This is a genomic window from Peribacillus sp. B2I2, from assembly GCF_041261685.1.
Lineage (GTDB): Bacteria > Bacillota > Bacilli > Bacillales > DSM-1321 > Peribacillus.
On record NZ_JBGCCB010000001.1, the window covers coordinates 3,379,043 to 3,397,423 of the forward strand.

Here is an 18,381-nt window from a genome sequence, read left to right on the forward strand (position 1 = left end):
TTATATTGTACGCACCACAGGGCAAGTTAAACAGGTTGGACCGCCAGTGCCTTTGTAACTGATTTCAGTTCCTTTGTATTCATAAACTGTTGCCCCTGCATCAAGAAGTTTTCGCTTTGTGTAAGCGTTACCAGAAGACATTACGCAAACCCGAGGAGCAATGGCGAGCACATTGCAGCCTAAGTTCAAGTACTCATCATCCGGCACTTCGATAAGCTGAATGCCCCGTTCAATAAGTAATTTTCTGAAAAAGACTGGCATTAGGCGAGAATGAACTACCGCTAAATCATGGTCGACCATACTGATGAAAGACATAAGATGGAGACACTCTGCCTCGCCTTGATCATGCGGAAGCTGAACTACGATGAATTCATCCACTAGATGAGCGGTCATTTCTTTTAATTGCCGAATGGCTTCAGCGTTTGTACGATAACCATGTCCGATAACAAGGGTCTTATCATTAAGCCAAACGATATCACCGCCATCCGCGACCGCATCACCCGTTAAATACCCAATGATCGGGATGTTTTTTTCCTTACAAAAACCCTTGTATACATTAGCCTCAGGCTGCCTTAATTCTTTCCCGGACTTTAAAATAATGGCTCCTTCGCTTGTGAATTTTACCGGGTCATGCGCATATAAGGAGTCAATCCCTACTACCGAAGATGCTGGCAAATAATCGATGTTTGGAACATATTTCTCCAAAATGGAAATAAAGTCACCATACTCTTTTAGGGCTTCTTTGAAATCTGGCTCTGACGCAAAGTTAAAGTTCCGCCATGCTTGGCTTAAATGCTCTTGACTGATAAAAGCATCGCTCGGATGTTTTACAATGACACGTTCCAATGGTTTGTACATAGACGAACAATATGTCACTGGCTCGCCCCCTTTTTCCGCATAGAGGAAAACACTTCCGCTAATAGGAATTTTTCTTTAATTATAAAATTATTTTTGCTATAATGTCAATATGTTTTAAATATTCAAATAAATCCTCATGTTATTCAACTTGTGATGAAAGATAGGTGGTTTGTTTATGCAATCTATTGACCGTGCCATGAACGTCATAAAGGTGCTAGTTTCCAATTCATCGGAAAACTGGCTGTCGATTACTGAACTTTCTCAAGAATGTGATCTTCCTGTCAGTTCCATGCATCGTTTGTTAAAAGCAATGTCCAAGCATGGATTAATTCAACAGGAAGGACAATCTAAACAATATGGTTTAGGGAATATTTGGCTCGAATATGGTTTGCGTATGTATGACAAAATGGATTACATCAGTCAAATTAGGCCTGAACTGGAAAGGCTGATGAACAAAGTGGAGGAAAGCGTCTATCTTAGCCAGCCAATAGGTATGGAGTCACTCGTTATTGAACGAATCGACAGTGAAAAAAGCCAAATCCGGGTTTATGACCAGCTTGGTTCACGCGTACCTATGCATATTGGAGCTGCCAATAAAGTGATGCTCGCCTATATGCCATATAATCAAGCGAAAAAAATCGTAGATGTTCTTTTGCCAATTAAAGAAAGAGCAGCATTTTGGGATATATTGCAAGAAACTAAAATGAAAGGACATGGAATCAGTCACAGCGAAAGGACAGAAGGAACATGTTCTGTAGCCGTTCCGATACTTAACCATTTTGGGGAAGTGCACGGGGCAGTGAGCATTGGTTTTGTCAGCTTTAACCTGACAGAAGAAAGACTTGATTTCCTCATTAAGAATGTGATGGAAACCGGCAATCGGGTTTCGTCAAAATTGGGGTATAGGGATCAATGAATAAAGGAGCAGGGCGGATTAACGGATAAAATGAAAAGAAGATGAATCATTTCATCTTCTTTTCGTTTTATATTAATCGCTGCCTGTCACGAATAAATCTTCTTTAAAATAGGCGAGGACCTCGCCGGCCACCACTGGTTCCCCCTCCAATACCTCCAATGACTCTATCTCCCCGCTGACCCCAATATCAATGATTTCCACACGTCCATCTTCCTTCTTAATCTGAAATAACTGTTCCCATTCGTAAAATCTGGAATTTTTGGATATTGAAATTTTTTCAACCCTGCCATCACATGGACTAAGAATCACATCAACGTACATTTACATCATTCCTTCCTTCAGTATTCTTCAAAATGAAATGGTGATTGTAAGACTAAATCGAGAAAGTTTTGGAACTCAGGTATATCTTCTTGTTCAATGCCAAGGGTCGGAGCCCAGTACTGATCTAAATTAATATCATTGGCACACAGCAGAATCATTCTTCCGCTTTGAATGGAAGTCACCATTGCTTTACCGAAAAACTGGGCCGAATAAACAATGGTCACATCATATCTATAATCTTGTGACAATAAGCAATAATGATGAATAGCCTGGTTTTCTTTATTTTCCGAAAGAATATCAAAATTCAATGGATTGCCCCCTTTCTTGTAAGCCCTAATTCGTTCAGAACCTGACCCAACCTCGAAGCCGGGATGCTTCTGCTATTTTGTGAATCCCTTCAATATAAGCAGCTACTTTCATGTTCACGGAATATTTTTGGGAAGTATGGTAGACATTCAAAAAGCTGGTTGTTATTTTTTCCTTCAATCGTTCATCCACAAGCTCTTCCGTCCAGTAATAACCTTGGTTATTCTGGCACCATTCAAAATACGAGACTATCACCCCTCCTGAATTCGCCAAAATATCCGGGACTACCACTATACCTTTTTCATCGAGAATCTTGATCGCTTCTTTTGTTGTCGGCCCATTTGCTGCTTCGATCAGGATTTCACATTTTAATCGTTTTGCATTATCTTTATTTACCACTCCGCTAATAGCTGCAGGAATCAGCACATCACACTCTTTTTCCAATAATTCTTGATTGGATAATGAATCTTTGTATAAATTCGATACGACACCAAAAGAGTCCCTGTTCTCCAAAAGGTAAGGAATGTCTAAGCCATTCGGATCGTATAATCCTCCAAGTTCATCCGCTATTCCGACTATCTTTGCCCCCATTTCATGTAAATACATCGCTAAATGACTGCCGACATTCCCGAATCCCTGGATGATTACCCGCATGCCTTCAATTGGAATCCCCTTTAAATCACTTATCATTTGAAGTGTATATAATACTCCCTTAGAAGTAGCCTTTTCCCGGCCTTTCGATCCCCCTAATCTCAGTGGCTTTCCTGTAATAAAGCCGGGTGAGTCGAATTCCCTTATGTGATCGTATTCATCTAGCATCCAGGCCATGATTTGAGAATTCGTATACATATCTGGTGCCGGAATATCCTTTGTAGGTCCCACTATTTGGCTGACTGCCCTGACATACCCTCTGCTTAATCGTTCTAGCTCAGACGAACTCATCTGTCTTGGATCACATACAATGCCGCCCTTTGCCCCTCCATATGGAAGATCGGTTATTCCGCATTTCAAACTCATCCAACCCGCCAAAGCCTTAACTTCTTCAGGTGTGACATCCGGGTGAAAACGAATCCCCCCTTTCGTTGGACCGGCTGCATCATTATGTTGAGCCCGATACCCTTGAAACATCCTTGTCTCCCCATTATCCATTTGAATAGGAATACAGACTTCCAAAAAACGCATTGGCGTTTTTAAAAAGTCAAAAACCAGATCTGGATAGCCCAAAACATGAATGGCTTCTTTTAAGATGTCCTGGAATTCTTGCAGCGGGTTATCCAATTGCCGTTTTTCAATTACCTTAATTTCCCCTGTCATTTTAGCACCTCTCTTTTATTCTTATAAAGTATTAAGGTATTAAGCAACTTTCATGCCAGCTTTGAAAACATAGTGTCGATAGTCATATACCGCCATTTGCAATCATCATCGGCACCAGCAATCATCCAGACACATATGTATTAATTCATAGGCAATTCAAGTTTGCATACGTAAAAATGATGATTACATACAAAAAATGAGCACCCGATAAATGTAAAAACATTCATTGAGTGCTCTTTTTTTGTTTATCCTGAAAAAGAAAGCGTTGATCTATAGCAGATGCCAGATGATGGTACAAGTCTAATCAATGGCAGTCAGTCCAAGGAACCGACTGTTAAATTTAAAAGAAAAATACTCAAAATATATATTGAAACTTCTATTTTTCAGCCAACAGGTTTAACTCATCTACAAACCTTTTTGTGATAATTTCCGGGCGAGTAATGGCCGTTCCTACTACGACTGCAAAAGCGCCACTTTCAATAGCTTTTCTAGCATGATCTTTAGTATGAATATGCCCTTCAGCGATGATTGGGATTTTTAAGGCAGAAGAGAGTTTTCGAATAAGGTCATAATCAACTTCTTTTACGTATTTTGTTTCCTCTGTATACCCACACAATGTGGTTGATATTATATCAGCACCGAATTTTTCTGCGATTAGTCCCTCTTCAAAAGTCGCACAATCTGCCATCACTAAAATATTTGGATGCTCACTATGGATTTTTCCTATGATTCTTTCTACCGTTTCTCCATGAGGGCGCTTTCGTTGAGTCCCATCTAAAGCTACGATGGACGCTCCAGCCTCAATAATGCTTATTGCACTTTCATAGGTAGGAGTAATATATACTTCACATTCATCAATCCATTGCTTGTGAATACCTAATACAGGTAATTTTGTTACCTTTTTAATCGCTTTAATATTTTCAGGCCCGGTAGCCCTAATACCAACTGCGCCTCCTTTTTCTGCAGCCTTGCTTAATGCGCCCATGATATCCGCCCCATACATCGGCCATCCCCTTCTAGCCTGGCACGACACTATCAATCCATTCTTAATAGATTCCAATACGTTTTTTTTATCCATAATTACCACCTAAAGAACTCCTAAGAATTTACCAGCTAATCCTACAATAAAGCAAAGGAAGATTAACCAGTAGATAGCCTTTTGATATTTAAGTAATGCCCATAAGAAACCAAGTGTTAAGAGGAGGGGCAAAAGCCCAGGTAAAATTGAATCAAGAAGTTCTTGCAAATTTATTTCTTTTCCACCAAAGTTCCATTTAGCAGCCACGCCCACTTTAACAAAATTCACTACCATTGATCCTGTTACCATTAATCCTACAATGGTAGCTCCCTGAACAAACTTATTTAGTACATCAGAGTCTTTCATTTTAAGGATTAGGCTTATCCCAAACTGGTACCCATAGACAATACCGTAGTAACGAGAAAAAATATTGAGCAAGACGTTTGGTACAATAAATATAATGGGTCCAAGTGAATTTCCATCCAACGCCAAACCAGCGCCAATTGCTGCAAAAATGGTCATAAAAGTTGCTTTAAACACAGAATCACCAATTCCAGAGAGTGGTCCCATCAATGCGGCTTTCGTAGAAGAAATTGTTTCTGAGGTGATGGGATTTCCTTGCGCTCGTTGTTCTTCAAGTGCAAGAGTAACACCAATGATGGCATTGGAAGTATACGGATGGCAGTTAAAAAACTCATTATGACGAACAACCGATTCTTTTAAATCCTGATTATTTGGATAGAGTTTTTTGAGTGCCGGCAATATCGCATAACAGAACCCTAAACTGCCATAACGCTCATAATTTATAGACGTCATGCTGAAGAAAGAACGCAAGAATGTTTTCATTAAATCTTTCCTTGTCAGAATCGTCGTTTTAGCTGCACTCTGTCGGGAGGAATCACGGGAAATTCCACTATCATTTCCTTTCGTTCCCACTGCTGAAATGCTGATCGCGATTCCAAGACCCAACAAGGCTATCGAAAGTACATTCAGGTCCAAGTAGACTGCCAGAACAAATCCAATTAGGAAAAATGACCAAAACTTCTTGAGGTTCATCATTTTCAGAAGCATGGCCATTCCAATTGCAGGTAGAATTCCTGCTGTAATCTTTAATCCTTCCATAAACCATGAAGGCATAGAGTCTACCAGATTATTTACAAATTCACTGCCAAAATAAATGGCTAAAAAAGTTGGAATGAACATAACTGTAAAAAAAACGATTATTCCAGAAAGGTGTAGCCGTTCTGCCCTTTTTAGATTAAGCTCTTGTAAAGCATTGTCTGCCCGATGCACTAGATAAATATTAAAGTTCCAAGCTAGCATGATTAAAAATTGTGCTAAAATACCGATTGGTAATGCCAGAGCAATTCCAACCTCAGGCTTACCCCCGGCACTAATCGCGAAAATGGTCCCTATTAGACCAGCAATTTGTGCATTAGGCGGAACGCTACCTCCAATCGGTAAGACCCCCATAAACATCAATTCCACACTGGCCCCTACAATCAATCCCGTTTGTAGGTCTCCCATTATTAGTCCTAATAATGGTCCAGCAAAAATGGGACGGCTAATCATCCAATATCCATACCCATAATTTTCGGTCATGAGAATTGCAACAAAACCACTTAACAAAATCGCTGATATTAACTCTATTTCCACTTTTCCTCCCCCTTTTTACACTGACTATCTTTTCGACCATTAAATCTTGCTAAATAAATCAATGGATTTATCATTAGGAGAGGTTCTGATTTCACAAGGGATTCCGTGATCTCTAATCTTGAGAAAAACAGATTTATCTTCTTCATCCAAATAGACTGTTTTACTTATTTCCTGTTTTCCTTCTTTATAGTACATGCCACCTACATTTATAGAAGGCAGAATGATACCTTTTTCAATGAGAGATAAAAGGACTCGAGGACTTTTTACTACGATAAACATTTTTTCCTGATCAGACCGCTCAACTAGATATTTCACTGCATCTTCGACAGAAAGGATAGCATGTCTTTTCCCCGAAGGTACTGCCAAGCTAAGTAACAAAAGTTGTGTAGGGTCGGTTGCAACGCCATCATCAATTACAATAAATTCTGTGACTTGATAAGCAACACTCCATGAATAAGCAACTTGCCCATGTATGAGCCGTTCATCGATACGGGTAACAACGATACTCATTACAATTCCTCCTTAATATTTATGGGGTTAACTGTAGAGTTTATATAGCTAATGCTCATAGAGGTATTAGCTATAAGCTCTTTGGGACTTACAGGTGAAAGGCAAGATTCAATAACTAAACCTAAATGGAAACCAGCGATTACTTGTACCCGGCTACCTTTTAACACTTGAAGTGTAGCTGCATTGCATGGGGTCCCCCCTTTAATATCTGCCAGAATGATTATTTCTTTGTACTGATCCAACAATTGATTGACTGCCGTTTCTAGTTCTCTTGAAAATGAATCTAACGTTACTTGGTCATCCATGCTCAATGCAAAGAGTTGCTTCTGTTTCCCTGCTATAAGCTCTACACAGTCTTTCATAGTCGAAGCTAAATTCCCATGACTTACAAGTAAAATGGCCCGATTCAAACTACCCCCTCCTTATAACAGAATTTTTTGAATATTTACATAAACTTATCTTATGGAAAAAGAATTAAAAAATCAAGGTTTTATTAATAAAACAAGAAATAAAATTTCATTTATGGCATTTTTTTTTTGCATTATGTGCAAAATACATTTCATTTATGATATAAATGAAACAATAGGGAGTTTACATCATTTAATAAAATATTTAATGAAGGGGACATATTATGAGCTTAACTTTATTACAAAAAATAAAAGAAAAAGCCGATTCCTTGTCTCGTGCTGAACGGCAAGTAGCCAAATATATATTGGACCATGCAGATTTAGTGCAAACTTACACGATTTCTGAAATATCAATCAACGCAAATGTTTCCCAAGCTAGTGTTGTGCGTTTTTGTAAAAGAATGGGTATAGACAGCTTTAAAACCTTTCAACATACATTAGTAAAAGAAATGAGTTCAAATAATGCCAACATTAATGATCTTTCTTTACTACGTGAAAATGATACTCCCTATCAACTTTTCCAAAAAGTAACTATGAGCAATAAATTTGCTTTAGAATCTTTAGGACAAACTCTGAACAAAAAAGAGTTTGAAAAAGCAGTAGAATGCTTAAGCCAAGCAAAGAAAATTGCATTTTTTGGTGTCGGGGGCTCCTCTACTGCTGCATTGGATGCCAGTAATAAATTCGCTAAACTTGGCGTTACTACAGGAATGAACACTGACTTTCATACAGTGATTTCCTATATTTCCAATTTCACTTCAGAAGATGCATTAGTTCTTTTTTCCACATCTGGCAAAACAAAAGATGTATTGGAGATGGCTACATATGCAAAAAAGATAAACGTACCAGTATTGGCAATAACCGCTTATACAAAGTCTCCTTTATTGAAAATAGCAAGTATACAACTTTGTTTTCCTGACATCGAACATGATCACCGAATCGGTAGTATAGCATCTAGAATCATGCAACTTAACATGGTTGATGCTCTTTACTTAAGTGTTTTTCATCGAATTGATAAACAAACCATAGATAATTATCAAAAAGCACGTGAAGAAATTCTACGTCTAAGAAGATAGCCTGTTTAAGGATGTGTTTTACTACATTTCGTTAAGAGGCGTAAACCATCCTAAACAAACTCATCATACTTGCATGCTAATTTTATATAGTATGTAATCAAAAATAATTAGTCATGCACATTATTCTTATCTATCACCCTATTAATATTGGTTTCAACTTTGAACACTTTTGCTATATCAGTTACACTCTTCCAGACATATATATTAATTCATAAGCATTTCAGGATTGCATATATAAAAAATGATAATAAAAAAACGCATTCTTTTTAGAATGCGTTTTTCCTTGCAAAGTCTTATAGCTGAATTTCTTCAACTTGATATTGGGGAGGAGCTTTTCGGAATGCCTTTGTGATATATAATAGATAACAAAACCCAATAATAAACCAGCCTGTTCCCATTATTAGTGAACTTGTCTCTAGATTGATCCAGAGAATGCCAATTGCTATAGCTCCGATTAAAGGCATAATTAAGTATTGGATACATCCCTTTATAGTTCGATGCTTCTTTTCACGAATGATAAAATGGCTGATCACTGACAGATTTACAAAGGTAAAGGCCATTAATGCACCAAAGTTAATCAGTGATGTGGCCGTCACTAAATCAAAGAATAAAGCGGACAATGAAATGACCCCAACTATGAGTACATTAATGGCTGGCGTTTTCCACTTAGGGTGAATGAATCCAAACCATTTTTCCGGAAACACTTTATCACGGCCCATAACATACAAAAGACGGGATACACTGGCATGCGATGCCAGTCCCGATGCTAGCGTATTGACGAGAGTCGTACACAGAAAAATGGATTGAAATAGCTTTCCGCCTACATATAGGGCGATTTCCGGTAACGCAGCATCCGGTTCCTTAAAACGGGATATATCCGGAAAAAAGAGCTGAATGAAGAAAGAAGAGGTAATGAAGATGATTCCACCCCAAAGTGCAGTTAAAAATATCGCTTTTGGAATCGTTTTTTTCGGATCTGGCGTTTCTTCGGATAGTGTCGTCACCGCATCAAAACCCAAAAAGGAAAAACAAAGAATCGTGGCTCCGGTTATTATTGCCGAATAGTCCATTCCCCCATTTACGAAAGGCTTTATTGTAAACACTTCACCCGTACCTTCCCCATTGTGCAAACCTTTGACAACAAGAATGATGAACACTGCCATGATGGCAATCTGAATTAAAACAAATAGCGCATTAAAGTTAGCAAGTACATTGACGCTCCGGAGATTGAGAATGGTGACGATTGCTACGAAAGATACTACCCATACCCATGTTGGGACTCCTGGAAATAATGCTGTGAGATAAATTTTGGTCAACAATGCATTTACCATAGGTAAAAATAGATAATCTAACAACGAAGACCATCCTACCAGGAATCCTAAATGCCGGTTAATGGCCTTTTGCGTATAAGTGTAGGCAGAACCTGCAGCAGGAAAAACCTTTACAAGTTTTCCATAGCTAGCGGCTGTAAAAAGCATCCCCACCAATGCCACGATATAAGCAGTCGGCACATGGCCGTCCGTAATCCCAGATACAATACCAAATGTATCAAATACGACCATGGGTGTCATATAAGCTAACCCCATCATAACAATTTGCCATAATTTCAGCGTTCTTTTCAATGTAACCTCATTTTCCACCTATCATTCCTCCTTGCAACCGCTTTCAAATAGTAGGATCAATATTCTTAAATAGATAAATTTCAATACCTCCCTCTTAAAATAATTTCAACTGTATACCTTAATGCAAGTTTTGTGCCAAATGATAACGGTTTACTTCGATAAATGAAATATGCGGGAAATGCACTTAATTTCCCGTATTCTTGACTGCATTGGATTGATTCATAGGAATTAAGTTGTTCAGCATCTTTAAATTGGCGATTCATATTCCCATAAATTATTCGCCCTTGCATATTCCAAGCACATGATACCTGGTTAGAAACCGCAAGAAATCACTACCTGTGACTTGGCATGGTAATTGCATAAATACCTATAAGAGTTTAAAAACTATTAAAGTTATAAGAAAATGGAGGAATACAAAAATGAAATATCCTTTATCCCCTGATGTTAAACCAGAGTTCTGTACGACCGGATCATTTATGCGCTTACCTTCTTCAAGAGAAAATGCCAGATTGGCAGTGGTAGGTTTGCCTTTTGATACAGCTGCTTCCTTCAGGGTAGGAGCCCGGTTTGCACCACAGGCAGTCCGCCAGGCATCCATGACCTTGTTTCCTTATCATCCCATTCAAAAGGTGTTCCCTTTTGACGAATGTAATGCCATTGATATTGGGGATGTTTCAGTGATCCCCCATAATATACACCGAAGCTATGAGTTAATCGAAAAGGCTATGGCAGACTTAATGAAAAATGGGATCATTCCAATAGGCATCGGAGGAGATCATTCAGTAACATTGGCTAATCTAAGAGCTGCCGCAAAAATACACGGGCCAGTTGCACTTCTCCATTTTGATTCACATACAGATACCTGGGATACTTATTATGATGAGAAATATTGGCATGGTTCCCCGTTTATCCGTGCATATGAGGAAGGTTTGCTCCAAACGGATAAAGTTTTCCAGATTGGGATCAGAGGTACGCTCAATCATCCAGGAGATATAGATTCCAGTACCGATCTAGGCTACAATGTGATAACTACGCCCCAGCTGAAGGAAAGAGGAATCGAAGATGTCGTGAAGGAAGTCAAGAAAACCATTGGGGATACACCATGTTTCTTGAGCTTTGATATTGATTTTGTTGATCCATCCTGTGCTCCTGGTACTGGCACTTTGGAGGTTGGCGGTCTAAATAGCTTTGAAACCCTACAGATGATACGTTCTCTGCAAGGATTCAATTTTATTGGATTCGACCTGGTGGAAGTCCTCCCACCATATGATCCAACACAAATCACATCACTGTTGGCAGCCACCATCATTCATGACTTTGCCAGTTTAGTAGCCTTACAATTAAAAGAAGAACAAAAAAAGGAGAATTTAACCCAAAATAGTTTATAAGATGAAAACTCCAACTTCTAAAGAATGGCCATCCAGGTCGAACTGTTATCGTTACACATTTACCGAGCTAAGTACAAAATAAAAAATTCCTAAAATTCAAAAAGCATCTGCTTGGGTGAAAGCGGATGCTTTTTTTCAATGTCATCTTTTTATATAATCCTGCTATATTCACTGTAAAAAATGTCATATCAACTGATTAAAAAGTTAGGCTTCTAGAAAATCCAAGTTTACTTCAGGTCGGATAATGCGTATCTCATCCTGTTTCCGATTTCATAAGGTAAAGACCACAAAAAACATCCCATTTGTAGGAATGGGATGTTTTTTCGACACATTGGTGTTCGAATGATCTCTATCCCTTTCAGAGATTTTACCGAGGGAATGATATGGTTTTAATGCATGACTTGGTTATACTCCATGATTTTTACTGTTTTAAATGGGATGAAACCTTTCTAGATTGAAGAAATTTGCGACACTCCTGCTTAATAACTGGCTGCCGAGACACCAAAGATGCTGCGACGAGGAGGCTTGGCGGAAAGGAAGCGGATTTCTGAAAACAACTGGAACGTATTTCAAATAAAAAAACTGCAGGCAAACTCGCTTTTCTTCAAGTTTGTCTACAGTCTTACATGCCGTTAGTTTATTCGTCTGATTCTGCCCCAGGACGATTGGATTGTGTTGGCAGGGTGTCCCAAAAGCCTGCATCAACAGTTTCAATAGAATCATCGGCAAGAGCTCTGACAGCTGCATCCAAAGTGGTTACCGTTTGCTTTATTAGATAACCATTACTTTTTTGTCCAAGTGCTACTGACTCGACATTGTGGTCAGACATACCTCGCATCTCAAATAACAGAGTGGCAATATCATAACGAACAGCTGCACCGTTACGACCTATATTTTCTCCTGAACCGCCATCATATTTACCAATATGGCCCCAACCAGCAGGTTCAATTGAGTTATATACAACAGCACCCAGTTTTTTTGAAGCTTCTAACACTTCTGGCTTTACGTTAGCGTTTGTAGGATAAAGAATGGAACCTGAAACAAGTTCACCATCCGTTTCGCTTAACGTCCCTTGATGATGTAAATCTATCATGTAATCTATATCATATTTCGCAAATACATTTTCGTGTAAAGCTTTTACCTCGACTTGCATTTGATCAGTTTTTTTATCATGCTCACGGTTCAAGTCAATCCCGTTTGCATTTGCCCGGGTTAGATGTCGATCACCTTTTGCTAAATAGTCATCAAGAGGGAAATTAACATCTCCCATTGCCCCATCTGCGTTTAACATAGGGATGATCAGAATATTAACATTGTCCAATAAACCTTTAGTCTTATTCGTGCCTAGATGTTTAATGAATTCGAGTGCACCCTCAGTAGTCAGTTGTTCATTTCCATGCTGTTGAGTTAAAAATAGTATAGTTGGGTTTTTAGGATTTGAAATATACTTAGCTAGGTAAATATCTCTCCCTTTTACCGTTTCCCCGATTACTTCCAGTGCCAATCTTTCTTGTTTAGCATCCTGGGTTTCAAGATAACTTACCAAGCTTTCATATGTATGTAGATTTGAAGTTGTAACTTGACCATTTCCAGCACTTGGGCCATTTCCAACCGCTCCGACTGGTAGCGCAACAGCTGTTACTGCGCTTAAAGTCATTAAACTAGATAATGAAACTGTTAGAACTCTCTTCTTAAAACTCATAAAACCCCTCCTTATTAATTTAACAATTAATATAACCTTATTAATATTCTGACATTTTTAACACTTTGTGTTAATAGTGAAAAATAACTATGTTTCCAACTAATATCATTTATTAAACAATAACCCTGTTGAAAGGACTTCATTTACAAAGGCGATTCTCTCAAAAAAATGTTCTGCCTGTGTTGTTCCTGAAAGATTTAAGTGAAAAATTCATCGAAACCGATCATGAAGAAAAACCAGGCGGGTATCCGTCTGGTTACTTCAATCCTATACTGGAAGTTAATATAAATATCTTTTCCCACTCAATTTTATTTTTTATTGCCTGCCCTCCGTCAGGGGAATTGACTCGTATTGTTCCGGATTTATTTTATATACAGATCCATCAGTAACACCATCAATTATCCCATATAACCCGCTTTCCACTGCTTTAGTAAGCATGCCTTTTTTCTTTTGGCCAAAGGATTGTGTTTGGCCCCTTACTTCAAAGAGTACTGTCCCACTTCCGTTTAAAGCAAAGGCTCCTAGTGCCGTTCCAGGAAGGTTTTGGTTTTGCGGATATAAGGATATATTTCCAAATGGAGAATTACCTTGTTGTTTCATAGCATTGTATACCGCTACATTTAATTGTCTGGAAAAATCATAATTATAGTTTTTTGCATATTTGGCATACGCTTGTCCTGAAGGTGTTCTTGGATCCGGAACAAATTGACCGGAAATCGAGTATGTGACTAAATCATCAGTCCCATCGATTTCATAATAGGGAGCTTGGTGGTGCAAGTCCACAAAAATCTCCACCTTCCCATATTGATTAATTAAAGACTTGTAAACATCACGTGATGCTTGTGATTCAGGTGTTATGAACCAACCGGGGGTGGATGATTTTCCAGGGAAGTCTTTAGCTTGAGGGTTATAATTCAAATCAGGATTAAAGTCACGATTGACATCGAATCCAGGTTTGGACTCATAATCAAATGATTCATTTTTATATGTATAATAGTTCCAAGATGGTTTGGCTCCAGCCAGTTGTGGAAATTGTTCCACGACCTCAGACCAGGTCATATCATTACCCCGACGGTTTAATTCAGCAGCATCCGGATTTATTTTAGGCAAAGCGACAAGGGTAATTTCTTTGCGAATTTTCTCCGCTTCAGGAGAATTGGTCCCCAAAAACTTCAAGATATTCAAGATGGCTTCCGTACCAGTCTTCTCATTTCCATGGATCTCACTTTGAATTAAAACTACTTTTTCACCTGTCCCCACGGAAGCTTTATAGATTTCTCTATTTCTATTGGAATATCCAGCTACATCCACTTTCACTTTACCTTGGCTATCACTTGCAATTTGTTCTAGCTTTTTCCCTAGTTCAGCATGGTCTGTAAAACCTGAAACGGAATAAGTTTGTTGACTAGGTGTTCCTGGGGATGTTTCTTTTGCTGCCAATGTCGGTGCCGCGATACTCGCAGATAAAACGAAAACTCCTAGTGTAGAAACAATTTTTCTGTTTTTCATATTACAACGATCACTCCCTTAAAGTATTCTTCTGTCCCATTATACAATTTGGAAAAGTAGAAATATGTTGGAATTTGATGTCGTAATATGGCTTTTTTTATGTACTGGTTTTATTCTATGAAGCATGAAGAACATTGGACTAGACAAGTAACTATTAGATGGGTGCTACGCTCCCTTGTTCAGATCGTAATTACATCCTCTTTTTATGAAAGAAGCCCAATTTTCCAACGTCAAAAAATCCGCGACATGTGTATCACGAATTGTTGCTGATATTGGCTTGTAATAGTCGAATTGATAATTTGTACTATAACATCACAATACGTTATAATTAAAGGAAAAATACAAGAAAGGGGAAAATATGAAACTCAACACTCATAGTTCTACGCCATTATACATGCAATTAAAACAATCTCTTATCGAAGATATAAACAAAGGGATTTACTCTTCTGGCGAAAGATTACCGACCGAAACAGATTTATGCGACATATATGGAGTAAGTCGTATCACTGTTAGAAAAGCGGTTTTGGACTTGGTGGAAGATGGGCTTCTTATACGCCAACAAGGAAAGGGAACATTTGTCCAATATCCTAAAGTAAAAAGAGAATTATTTGCCGTTAATGGCCATGCTGATTATATGTCAGAATTAGGGAAGGTACCTCAAACTAAAGTCCTTTCATTCGAGATACTACCTGCAACGACCAATATTTCCAAATCCTTGGAGATTACTCCTGAAAGTGATGTACTTGAATTACAACGGATCTTATACTATGATAATCAACCTCTCACCTTAGAAATTTCTCATTATTCCTTAAAGGTACTCCCAAATTTAAATCAACATGTCCATAACTCTGTTTCCATGTATGATATCATAAAGCAAAAATATAATATAACTCCTGTTCATAACACCAAACTTTTAAATATGGTTTTGGCAAATGCCGATGAGGCAAAACATCTAGAATGCGAAGTGGGAGATCCCCTTTTCAAAGTGGAGAAAGTGGCATATGATGCGAAGAAGCAGCCTATCCATTCTTCCTTCCTATATTATCCTGCAAATCGCGTGACCTTTACGATTGATAGTTCTATATCGCAAGAAGAAAAAGGTAACGAATCCCCCTGATTATCCGGGATCTCGTTACCTTTCTCTATGTATCATTTTAAACCATCATATGGTCGGGATTATATTCCTTACCATATCCAAATGCACCATAATCCTGACAAGTTCGGGAGGCAGCTAAAGCTCCTTTTTGTAAAGCTTCATATACATCTTTTCCTCGGACATACGATGAGAGAAAACCAGCAATAAAGGAATCTCCCGCTCCCAACGTATCTACAACATTGGTTTGGATAATAGCTTGTTCATATAATTGATTTTCAATTGATAAAATCGCTCCCTTTCCTCCACGAGTAACGCCTATCACTTTTGTGCCTAACGAATGTACCCTTTGAATCAATGTGTTGCACTCTGCCTCGTTCAAATTGCTTCCGGAAAAAAATGCATAAGTCACATATGGACAAACTTTTTGTAAATAGTGATCCTCTAAATTCGTCGAAAAATCAAAAGAAAGGTCAATGAATTGGCTTAATATTGGAAGGTTATATTCCATACGACTATATACACTTGTATGAAGGAGGTCGTGTTGCCGAATATAATCCATATCCTTATCACTCAGTACAATTCCCAATCTGGATTGAATTCCCCCTTTATTGGAACCGATAAAAATTCGGTCCCCGTCCTTATCCAACGCGACGACTGCCATACCATTCTCTCCAACTGCTTGTCTTACTCTACTAATTTCTACCTTTTCCTTTTGCAATACCTCTAACACATGGTCTGCTGGCCCGTCATTTCCTACAATGCCAATATATGAAGACTGCTCATCATTTAAACGGTTGTATAGCACGGCTACGTTTAATGCATTGCCGCCAGGATAAATCTTTCCTTGGTCTTTATAAAAATCAACTACGTTATCTCCAATTCCAATTAGTTTCATGCCCGTTCCCCCTGTTATCATTTTACACTTCCACTTGCAATTCCACGGATAAAATACTTTTGCATGAATAAAAATAAAATGACGATAGGTGCCGCTGAAATCGTTAATCCAGAAAGTAATACTCCCCAATCGGTTTGCAATGCATCCCGGAATTGCATTAAACCGGCTGGTATTGTACGTAAACTATCATCGTCTATGAAGATGATGGCGAACATAAATTCATTCCATGTATAGTAAGCTGTTAAAATTGTCGTAGTTAATAAAATTGGCGCACTCATAGGAATGAAAATTCTAAAAAGGATTCCAAGGTTCGTACATCCATCCAACCGTGCAGCCTCTTCCAGTTCTCTCGGAATGGACAGGAAGTAGGCCCGAATCAATAAGATGGTTAGCGGAATTCTGTATGCTACATAAGGTAAAATCAACGCCCAATGGGTGTTATATAAACCTAGCTTCTGAATTATATTATACAAAGGGATCAAGCTTACTTGGGGAGATAACATCAATCCGCCTAAGCATATGACTAAAATGAAAGCCTTTCCACGAAATTCAAAGCGTGATAATCCGTATGCACCCAATGCACTTACTAATAACGTAAGAATGCAAGTCAAGCCAGTAACAATGACACTATTAAAAAAATAAGAAGAAATCCCACTTTTCCAAGCTGTTACATAGTTTTCAAACAACCATGTATGAGGAAGTGACCAACTATGGTTGAAAATTTCCTCTGTGCTTTTGAAAGAACTGATGACCATCCATAATAAGGGATATGCAACAACAAGAAAGTAGGTGATCAAACCTGCATAGACAAGCGTTACACTCATTTTACCTTTTCTTTTCTTTAAATATTTTTGATTTTCCACAACTAGATCCGGTACTACGATAGTTGTTTTAGGCATCTCCATCATGAGTCCTCCTTTCCTGTTTTAAATATTTTCATTTGAACAAGAGAAATAAGTAACGTAATAATCAAGATAACCGTAGCAATGGCTGAAGCATATCCCATCATATCTTTTGAAAAGGCCGTTTTATATAAATAGGTACTCAGTACTTCAGAAGAAGTTCCCGGTCCTCCTCCGGTTAAGATATATGGCTCATTAAACACTGTAAAAGCACCGGTAAGTGTTAGTATTACGGCTACAAATGTCATTTCCTTGGTTGCTGGAACCGTAATGTGAAAAAACGTTTTAATTTTATTCGCACCATCCATTTCAGCCGCTTCATATAGTTCAGGTGAAATTTTTTGAATGGATACGATATATAACATGGCTATATAACCAATCGATTGCCACTGTGAGACAGCAATAACTGCATAGATTGCCGTTTCACTATCACCCAACCATGGTTTTGCTAAGTTATTTAATCCAATCATTTCAAGAAACTGATTTAACAATCCCACTTCCGGGTTATAAAAAAAACTAAACAATAAAGCTATGACTGTCATTGAAACGACGACTGGCAAGAAATAGACGGTTCGAAAGATAGGGGAAAATTTACGAATTAATTTATCTTCCAAAATAGCTGCAACAATTAACCCTCCAAACACTTGGAAAATAATTGAAATTACAGCATAAAGGATATTATTTTTTAACGCTTCATAAAATACGGGATCTTTAAGTAAAGTAAAGTAGTTATCCAATCCAACAAATGCTTTATCTGGTGAAAAAGTACTCCAATTATACAGACTATCGCCAATATTCTGGAATATCGGGATATAAACAAGCAGTAAAAAAACTAATGCCGGAAGAAGATACAGATAAGGTACAAGTTTATCGCGTTTTATCATT

18 protein-coding genes are annotated in these 18,381 nt (G+C 38.2%); 4 read left to right on the forward strand and 14 right to left on the reverse strand.

Annotation, left to right across the window (positions count from 1 at the left end; genetic code table 11):
* The gene (locus ABIE66_RS16610; RefSeq protein WP_370017068.1) at window positions 1-858 is read right to left on the reverse strand and encodes a dimethylarginine dimethylaminohydrolase family protein; all 858 of its coding nucleotides are present in this window, start codon (window positions 856-858) and stop codon (window positions 1-3) included.
* A gap of 175 nt (window positions 859-1,033) precedes the next feature.
* On the opposite strand from ABIE66_RS16610, the gene ABIE66_RS16615 reads away from it, so the two are divergent.
* Complete coding sequence (locus tag ABIE66_RS16615; RefSeq protein WP_370015569.1) at window positions 1,034-1,774, forward strand: IclR family transcriptional regulator; 741 nt, start codon at window positions 1,034-1,036, stop codon at window positions 1,772-1,774.
* 72 nt (window positions 1,775-1,846) lie between these two features.
* Here the strand turns inward: ABIE66_RS16615 and ABIE66_RS16620 are convergent, their stop codons facing one another.
* The 7 genes from ABIE66_RS16620 to ABIE66_RS16650 form a co-directional block, all read right to left on the reverse strand.
* The gene (locus ABIE66_RS16620) at window positions 1,847-2,095 is read right to left on the reverse strand and encodes a biotin/lipoyl attachment domain-containing protein (RefSeq protein WP_289315922.1); all 249 of its coding nucleotides are present in this window, start codon (window positions 2,093-2,095) and stop codon (window positions 1,847-1,849) included.
* 17 nt (window positions 2,096-2,112) lie between these two features.
* On the reverse strand, window positions 2,113-2,403 hold the full coding sequence (locus tag ABIE66_RS16625) for an SAV0927 family protein (protein WP_289315921.1): 291 nt from the start codon (window positions 2,401-2,403) through the stop codon (window positions 2,113-2,115).
* A 34-nt stretch (window positions 2,404-2,437) separates the two neighbouring features.
* Window positions 2,438-3,715: a Glu/Leu/Phe/Val family dehydrogenase gene (locus tag ABIE66_RS16630; RefSeq protein WP_370015572.1), complete on the reverse strand. Its 1,278-nt coding sequence runs from the start codon at window positions 3,713-3,715 to the stop codon at window positions 2,438-2,440.
* Window positions 3,716-4,091: 376 nt separating this feature from the next.
* A complete protein-coding gene (locus ABIE66_RS16635) occupies window positions 4,092-4,793 on the reverse strand; it encodes an N-acetylmannosamine-6-phosphate 2-epimerase (RefSeq protein ID WP_370015573.1) in 702 nt (233 codons plus the stop codon).
* 9 nt (window positions 4,794-4,802) lie between these two features.
* Window positions 4,803-6,389: a PTS system mannose/fructose/sorbose family transporter subunit IID gene (locus tag ABIE66_RS16640; RefSeq protein WP_370015574.1), complete on the reverse strand. Its 1,587-nt coding sequence runs from the start codon at window positions 6,387-6,389 to the stop codon at window positions 4,803-4,805.
* Between the two features lie 39 nt (window positions 6,390-6,428).
* The gene (locus ABIE66_RS16645; protein WP_370015575.1) at window positions 6,429-6,899 is read right to left on the reverse strand and encodes a PTS sugar transporter subunit IIB; all 471 of its coding nucleotides are present in this window, start codon (window positions 6,897-6,899) and stop codon (window positions 6,429-6,431) included.
* Window positions 6,899-7,309: a PTS sugar transporter subunit IIA gene (locus ABIE66_RS16650; RefSeq protein ID WP_289325530.1), complete on the reverse strand. Its 411-nt coding sequence runs from the start codon at window positions 7,307-7,309 to the stop codon at window positions 6,899-6,901. The genes ABIE66_RS16645 and ABIE66_RS16650 overlap by 1 nt, the downstream gene beginning before the upstream one ends.
* Before the next feature lie 218 nt (window positions 7,310-7,527).
* Between ABIE66_RS16650 and ABIE66_RS16655 the strand changes: the two genes are divergently transcribed.
* A complete protein-coding gene (locus ABIE66_RS16655; protein ID WP_370017069.1) occupies window positions 7,528-8,382 on the forward strand; it encodes a MurR/RpiR family transcriptional regulator in 855 nt (284 codons plus the stop codon).
* Window positions 8,383-8,675: 293 nt separating this feature from the next.
* Here ABIE66_RS16655 and ABIE66_RS16660 read toward each other — a convergent pair whose 3' ends face one another.
* Window positions 8,676-10,022 (reverse strand): APC family permease, encoded by a 1,347-nt coding sequence (locus ABIE66_RS16660; RefSeq protein ID WP_289325531.1) that lies wholly within the window; start codon window positions 10,020-10,022, stop codon window positions 8,676-8,678.
* A 401-nt stretch (window positions 10,023-10,423) separates the two neighbouring features.
* Here ABIE66_RS16660 and speB point away from each other — a divergent pair, with 401 nt between their 5' ends.
* Window positions 10,424-11,392 carry an agmatinase gene (speB, locus tag ABIE66_RS16665; RefSeq protein ID WP_289315917.1) on the forward strand — a complete coding sequence of 323 codons (969 nt, stop codon included), beginning with the start codon at window positions 10,424-10,426 and terminating at the stop codon, window positions 11,390-11,392.
* Between the two features lie 637 nt (window positions 11,393-12,029).
* Here the strand turns inward: speB and ABIE66_RS16670 are convergent.
* Together ABIE66_RS16670 and ABIE66_RS16675 are read right to left on the reverse strand one after the other, a co-directional pair.
* On the reverse strand, window positions 12,030-13,094 hold the full coding sequence (locus tag ABIE66_RS16670) for a M14 family zinc carboxypeptidase (RefSeq protein WP_370015577.1): 1,065 nt from the start codon (window positions 13,092-13,094) through the stop codon (window positions 12,030-12,032).
* Window positions 13,095-13,409: 315 nt separating this feature from the next.
* Window positions 13,410-14,603, reverse strand: coding sequence for a M14 family zinc carboxypeptidase (locus ABIE66_RS16675; RefSeq protein ID WP_370015578.1), 1,194 nt, complete (start codon window positions 14,601-14,603; stop codon window positions 13,410-13,412).
* A 358-nt stretch (window positions 14,604-14,961) separates the two neighbouring features.
* Between ABIE66_RS16675 and ABIE66_RS16680 the strand changes: the two genes are divergently transcribed.
* Window positions 14,962-15,720, forward strand: coding sequence for a GntR family transcriptional regulator (locus ABIE66_RS16680; RefSeq protein ID WP_370015579.1), 759 nt, complete (start codon window positions 14,962-14,964; stop codon window positions 15,718-15,720).
* 37 nt (window positions 15,721-15,757) lie between these two features.
* Here ABIE66_RS16680 and ABIE66_RS16685 read toward each other — a convergent pair whose 3' ends face one another.
* The 3 genes from ABIE66_RS16685 to ABIE66_RS16695 are packed head-to-tail and all read right to left on the reverse strand — an operon-like array spanning window position 15,758 to window position 18,380.
* Window positions 15,758-16,594, reverse strand: coding sequence for a PfkB family carbohydrate kinase (locus tag ABIE66_RS16685; RefSeq protein WP_370015580.1), 837 nt, complete (start codon window positions 16,592-16,594; stop codon window positions 15,758-15,760).
* Between the two features lie 17 nt (window positions 16,595-16,611).
* Entirely contained in the window at window positions 16,612-17,499 is an 888-nt protein-coding gene (locus ABIE66_RS16690) for a carbohydrate ABC transporter permease (RefSeq protein WP_370015581.1), read from the reverse strand.
* Window positions 17,499-18,380 (reverse strand): carbohydrate ABC transporter permease, encoded by an 882-nt coding sequence (locus ABIE66_RS16695; RefSeq protein ID WP_370015583.1) that lies wholly within the window; start codon window positions 18,378-18,380, stop codon window positions 17,499-17,501. The genes ABIE66_RS16690 and ABIE66_RS16695 overlap by 1 nt, the downstream gene beginning before the upstream one ends.
* Window position 18,381: the final 1 nt, after the last annotated feature.

Bases quoted from the DNA above. Each gene is read 5' to 3' on its own strand.
- ABIE66_RS16610 (WP_370017068.1), bottom strand. From the start codon at position 858: ATGTACAAACCATTGGAACGTGTCATTGTAAAACATCCGAGCGATGCT.
- ABIE66_RS16615 (WP_370015569.1), top strand. From the start codon at position 1,034: ATGCAATCTATTGACCGTGCCATGAACGTCATAAAGGTGCTAGTTTCC.
- ABIE66_RS16620 (WP_289315922.1), bottom strand. From the start codon at position 2,095: ATGTACGTTGATGTGATTCTTAGTCCATGTGATGGCAGGGTTGAAAAA.
- ABIE66_RS16630 (WP_370015572.1), bottom strand. From the start codon at position 3,715: ATGACAGGGGAAATTAAGGTAATTGAAAAACGGCAATTGGATAACCCG.
- ABIE66_RS16635 (WP_370015573.1), bottom strand. From the start codon at position 4,793: ATGGATAAAAAAAACGTATTGGAATCTATTAAGAATGGATTGATAGTG.
- ABIE66_RS16645 (WP_370015575.1), bottom strand. From the start codon at position 6,899: ATGAGTATCGTTGTTACCCGTATCGATGAACGGCTCATACATGGGCAA.
- speB (WP_289315917.1), top strand. From the start codon at position 10,424: ATGAAATATCCTTTATCCCCTGATGTTAAACCAGAGTTCTGTACGACC.
- ABIE66_RS16670 (WP_370015577.1), bottom strand. From the start codon at position 13,094: ATGAGTTTTAAGAAGAGAGTTCTAACAGTTTCATTATCTAGTTTAATG.
- ABIE66_RS16675 (WP_370015578.1), bottom strand. From the start codon at position 14,603: ATGAAAAACAGAAAAATTGTTTCTACACTAGGAGTTTTCGTTTTATCT.
- ABIE66_RS16680 (WP_370015579.1), top strand. From the start codon at position 14,962: ATGAAACTCAACACTCATAGTTCTACGCCATTATACATGCAATTAAAA.
- ABIE66_RS16685 (WP_370015580.1), bottom strand. From the start codon at position 16,594: ATGAAACTAATTGGAATTGGAGATAACGTAGTTGATTTTTATAAAGAC.
- ABIE66_RS16690 (WP_370015581.1), bottom strand. From the start codon at position 17,499: ATGGAGATGCCTAAAACAACTATCGTAGTACCGGATCTAGTTGTGGAA.
- ABIE66_RS16695 (WP_370015583.1), bottom strand. From the start codon at position 18,380: ATGATAAAACGCGATAAACTTGTACCTTATCTGTATCTTCTTCCGGCA.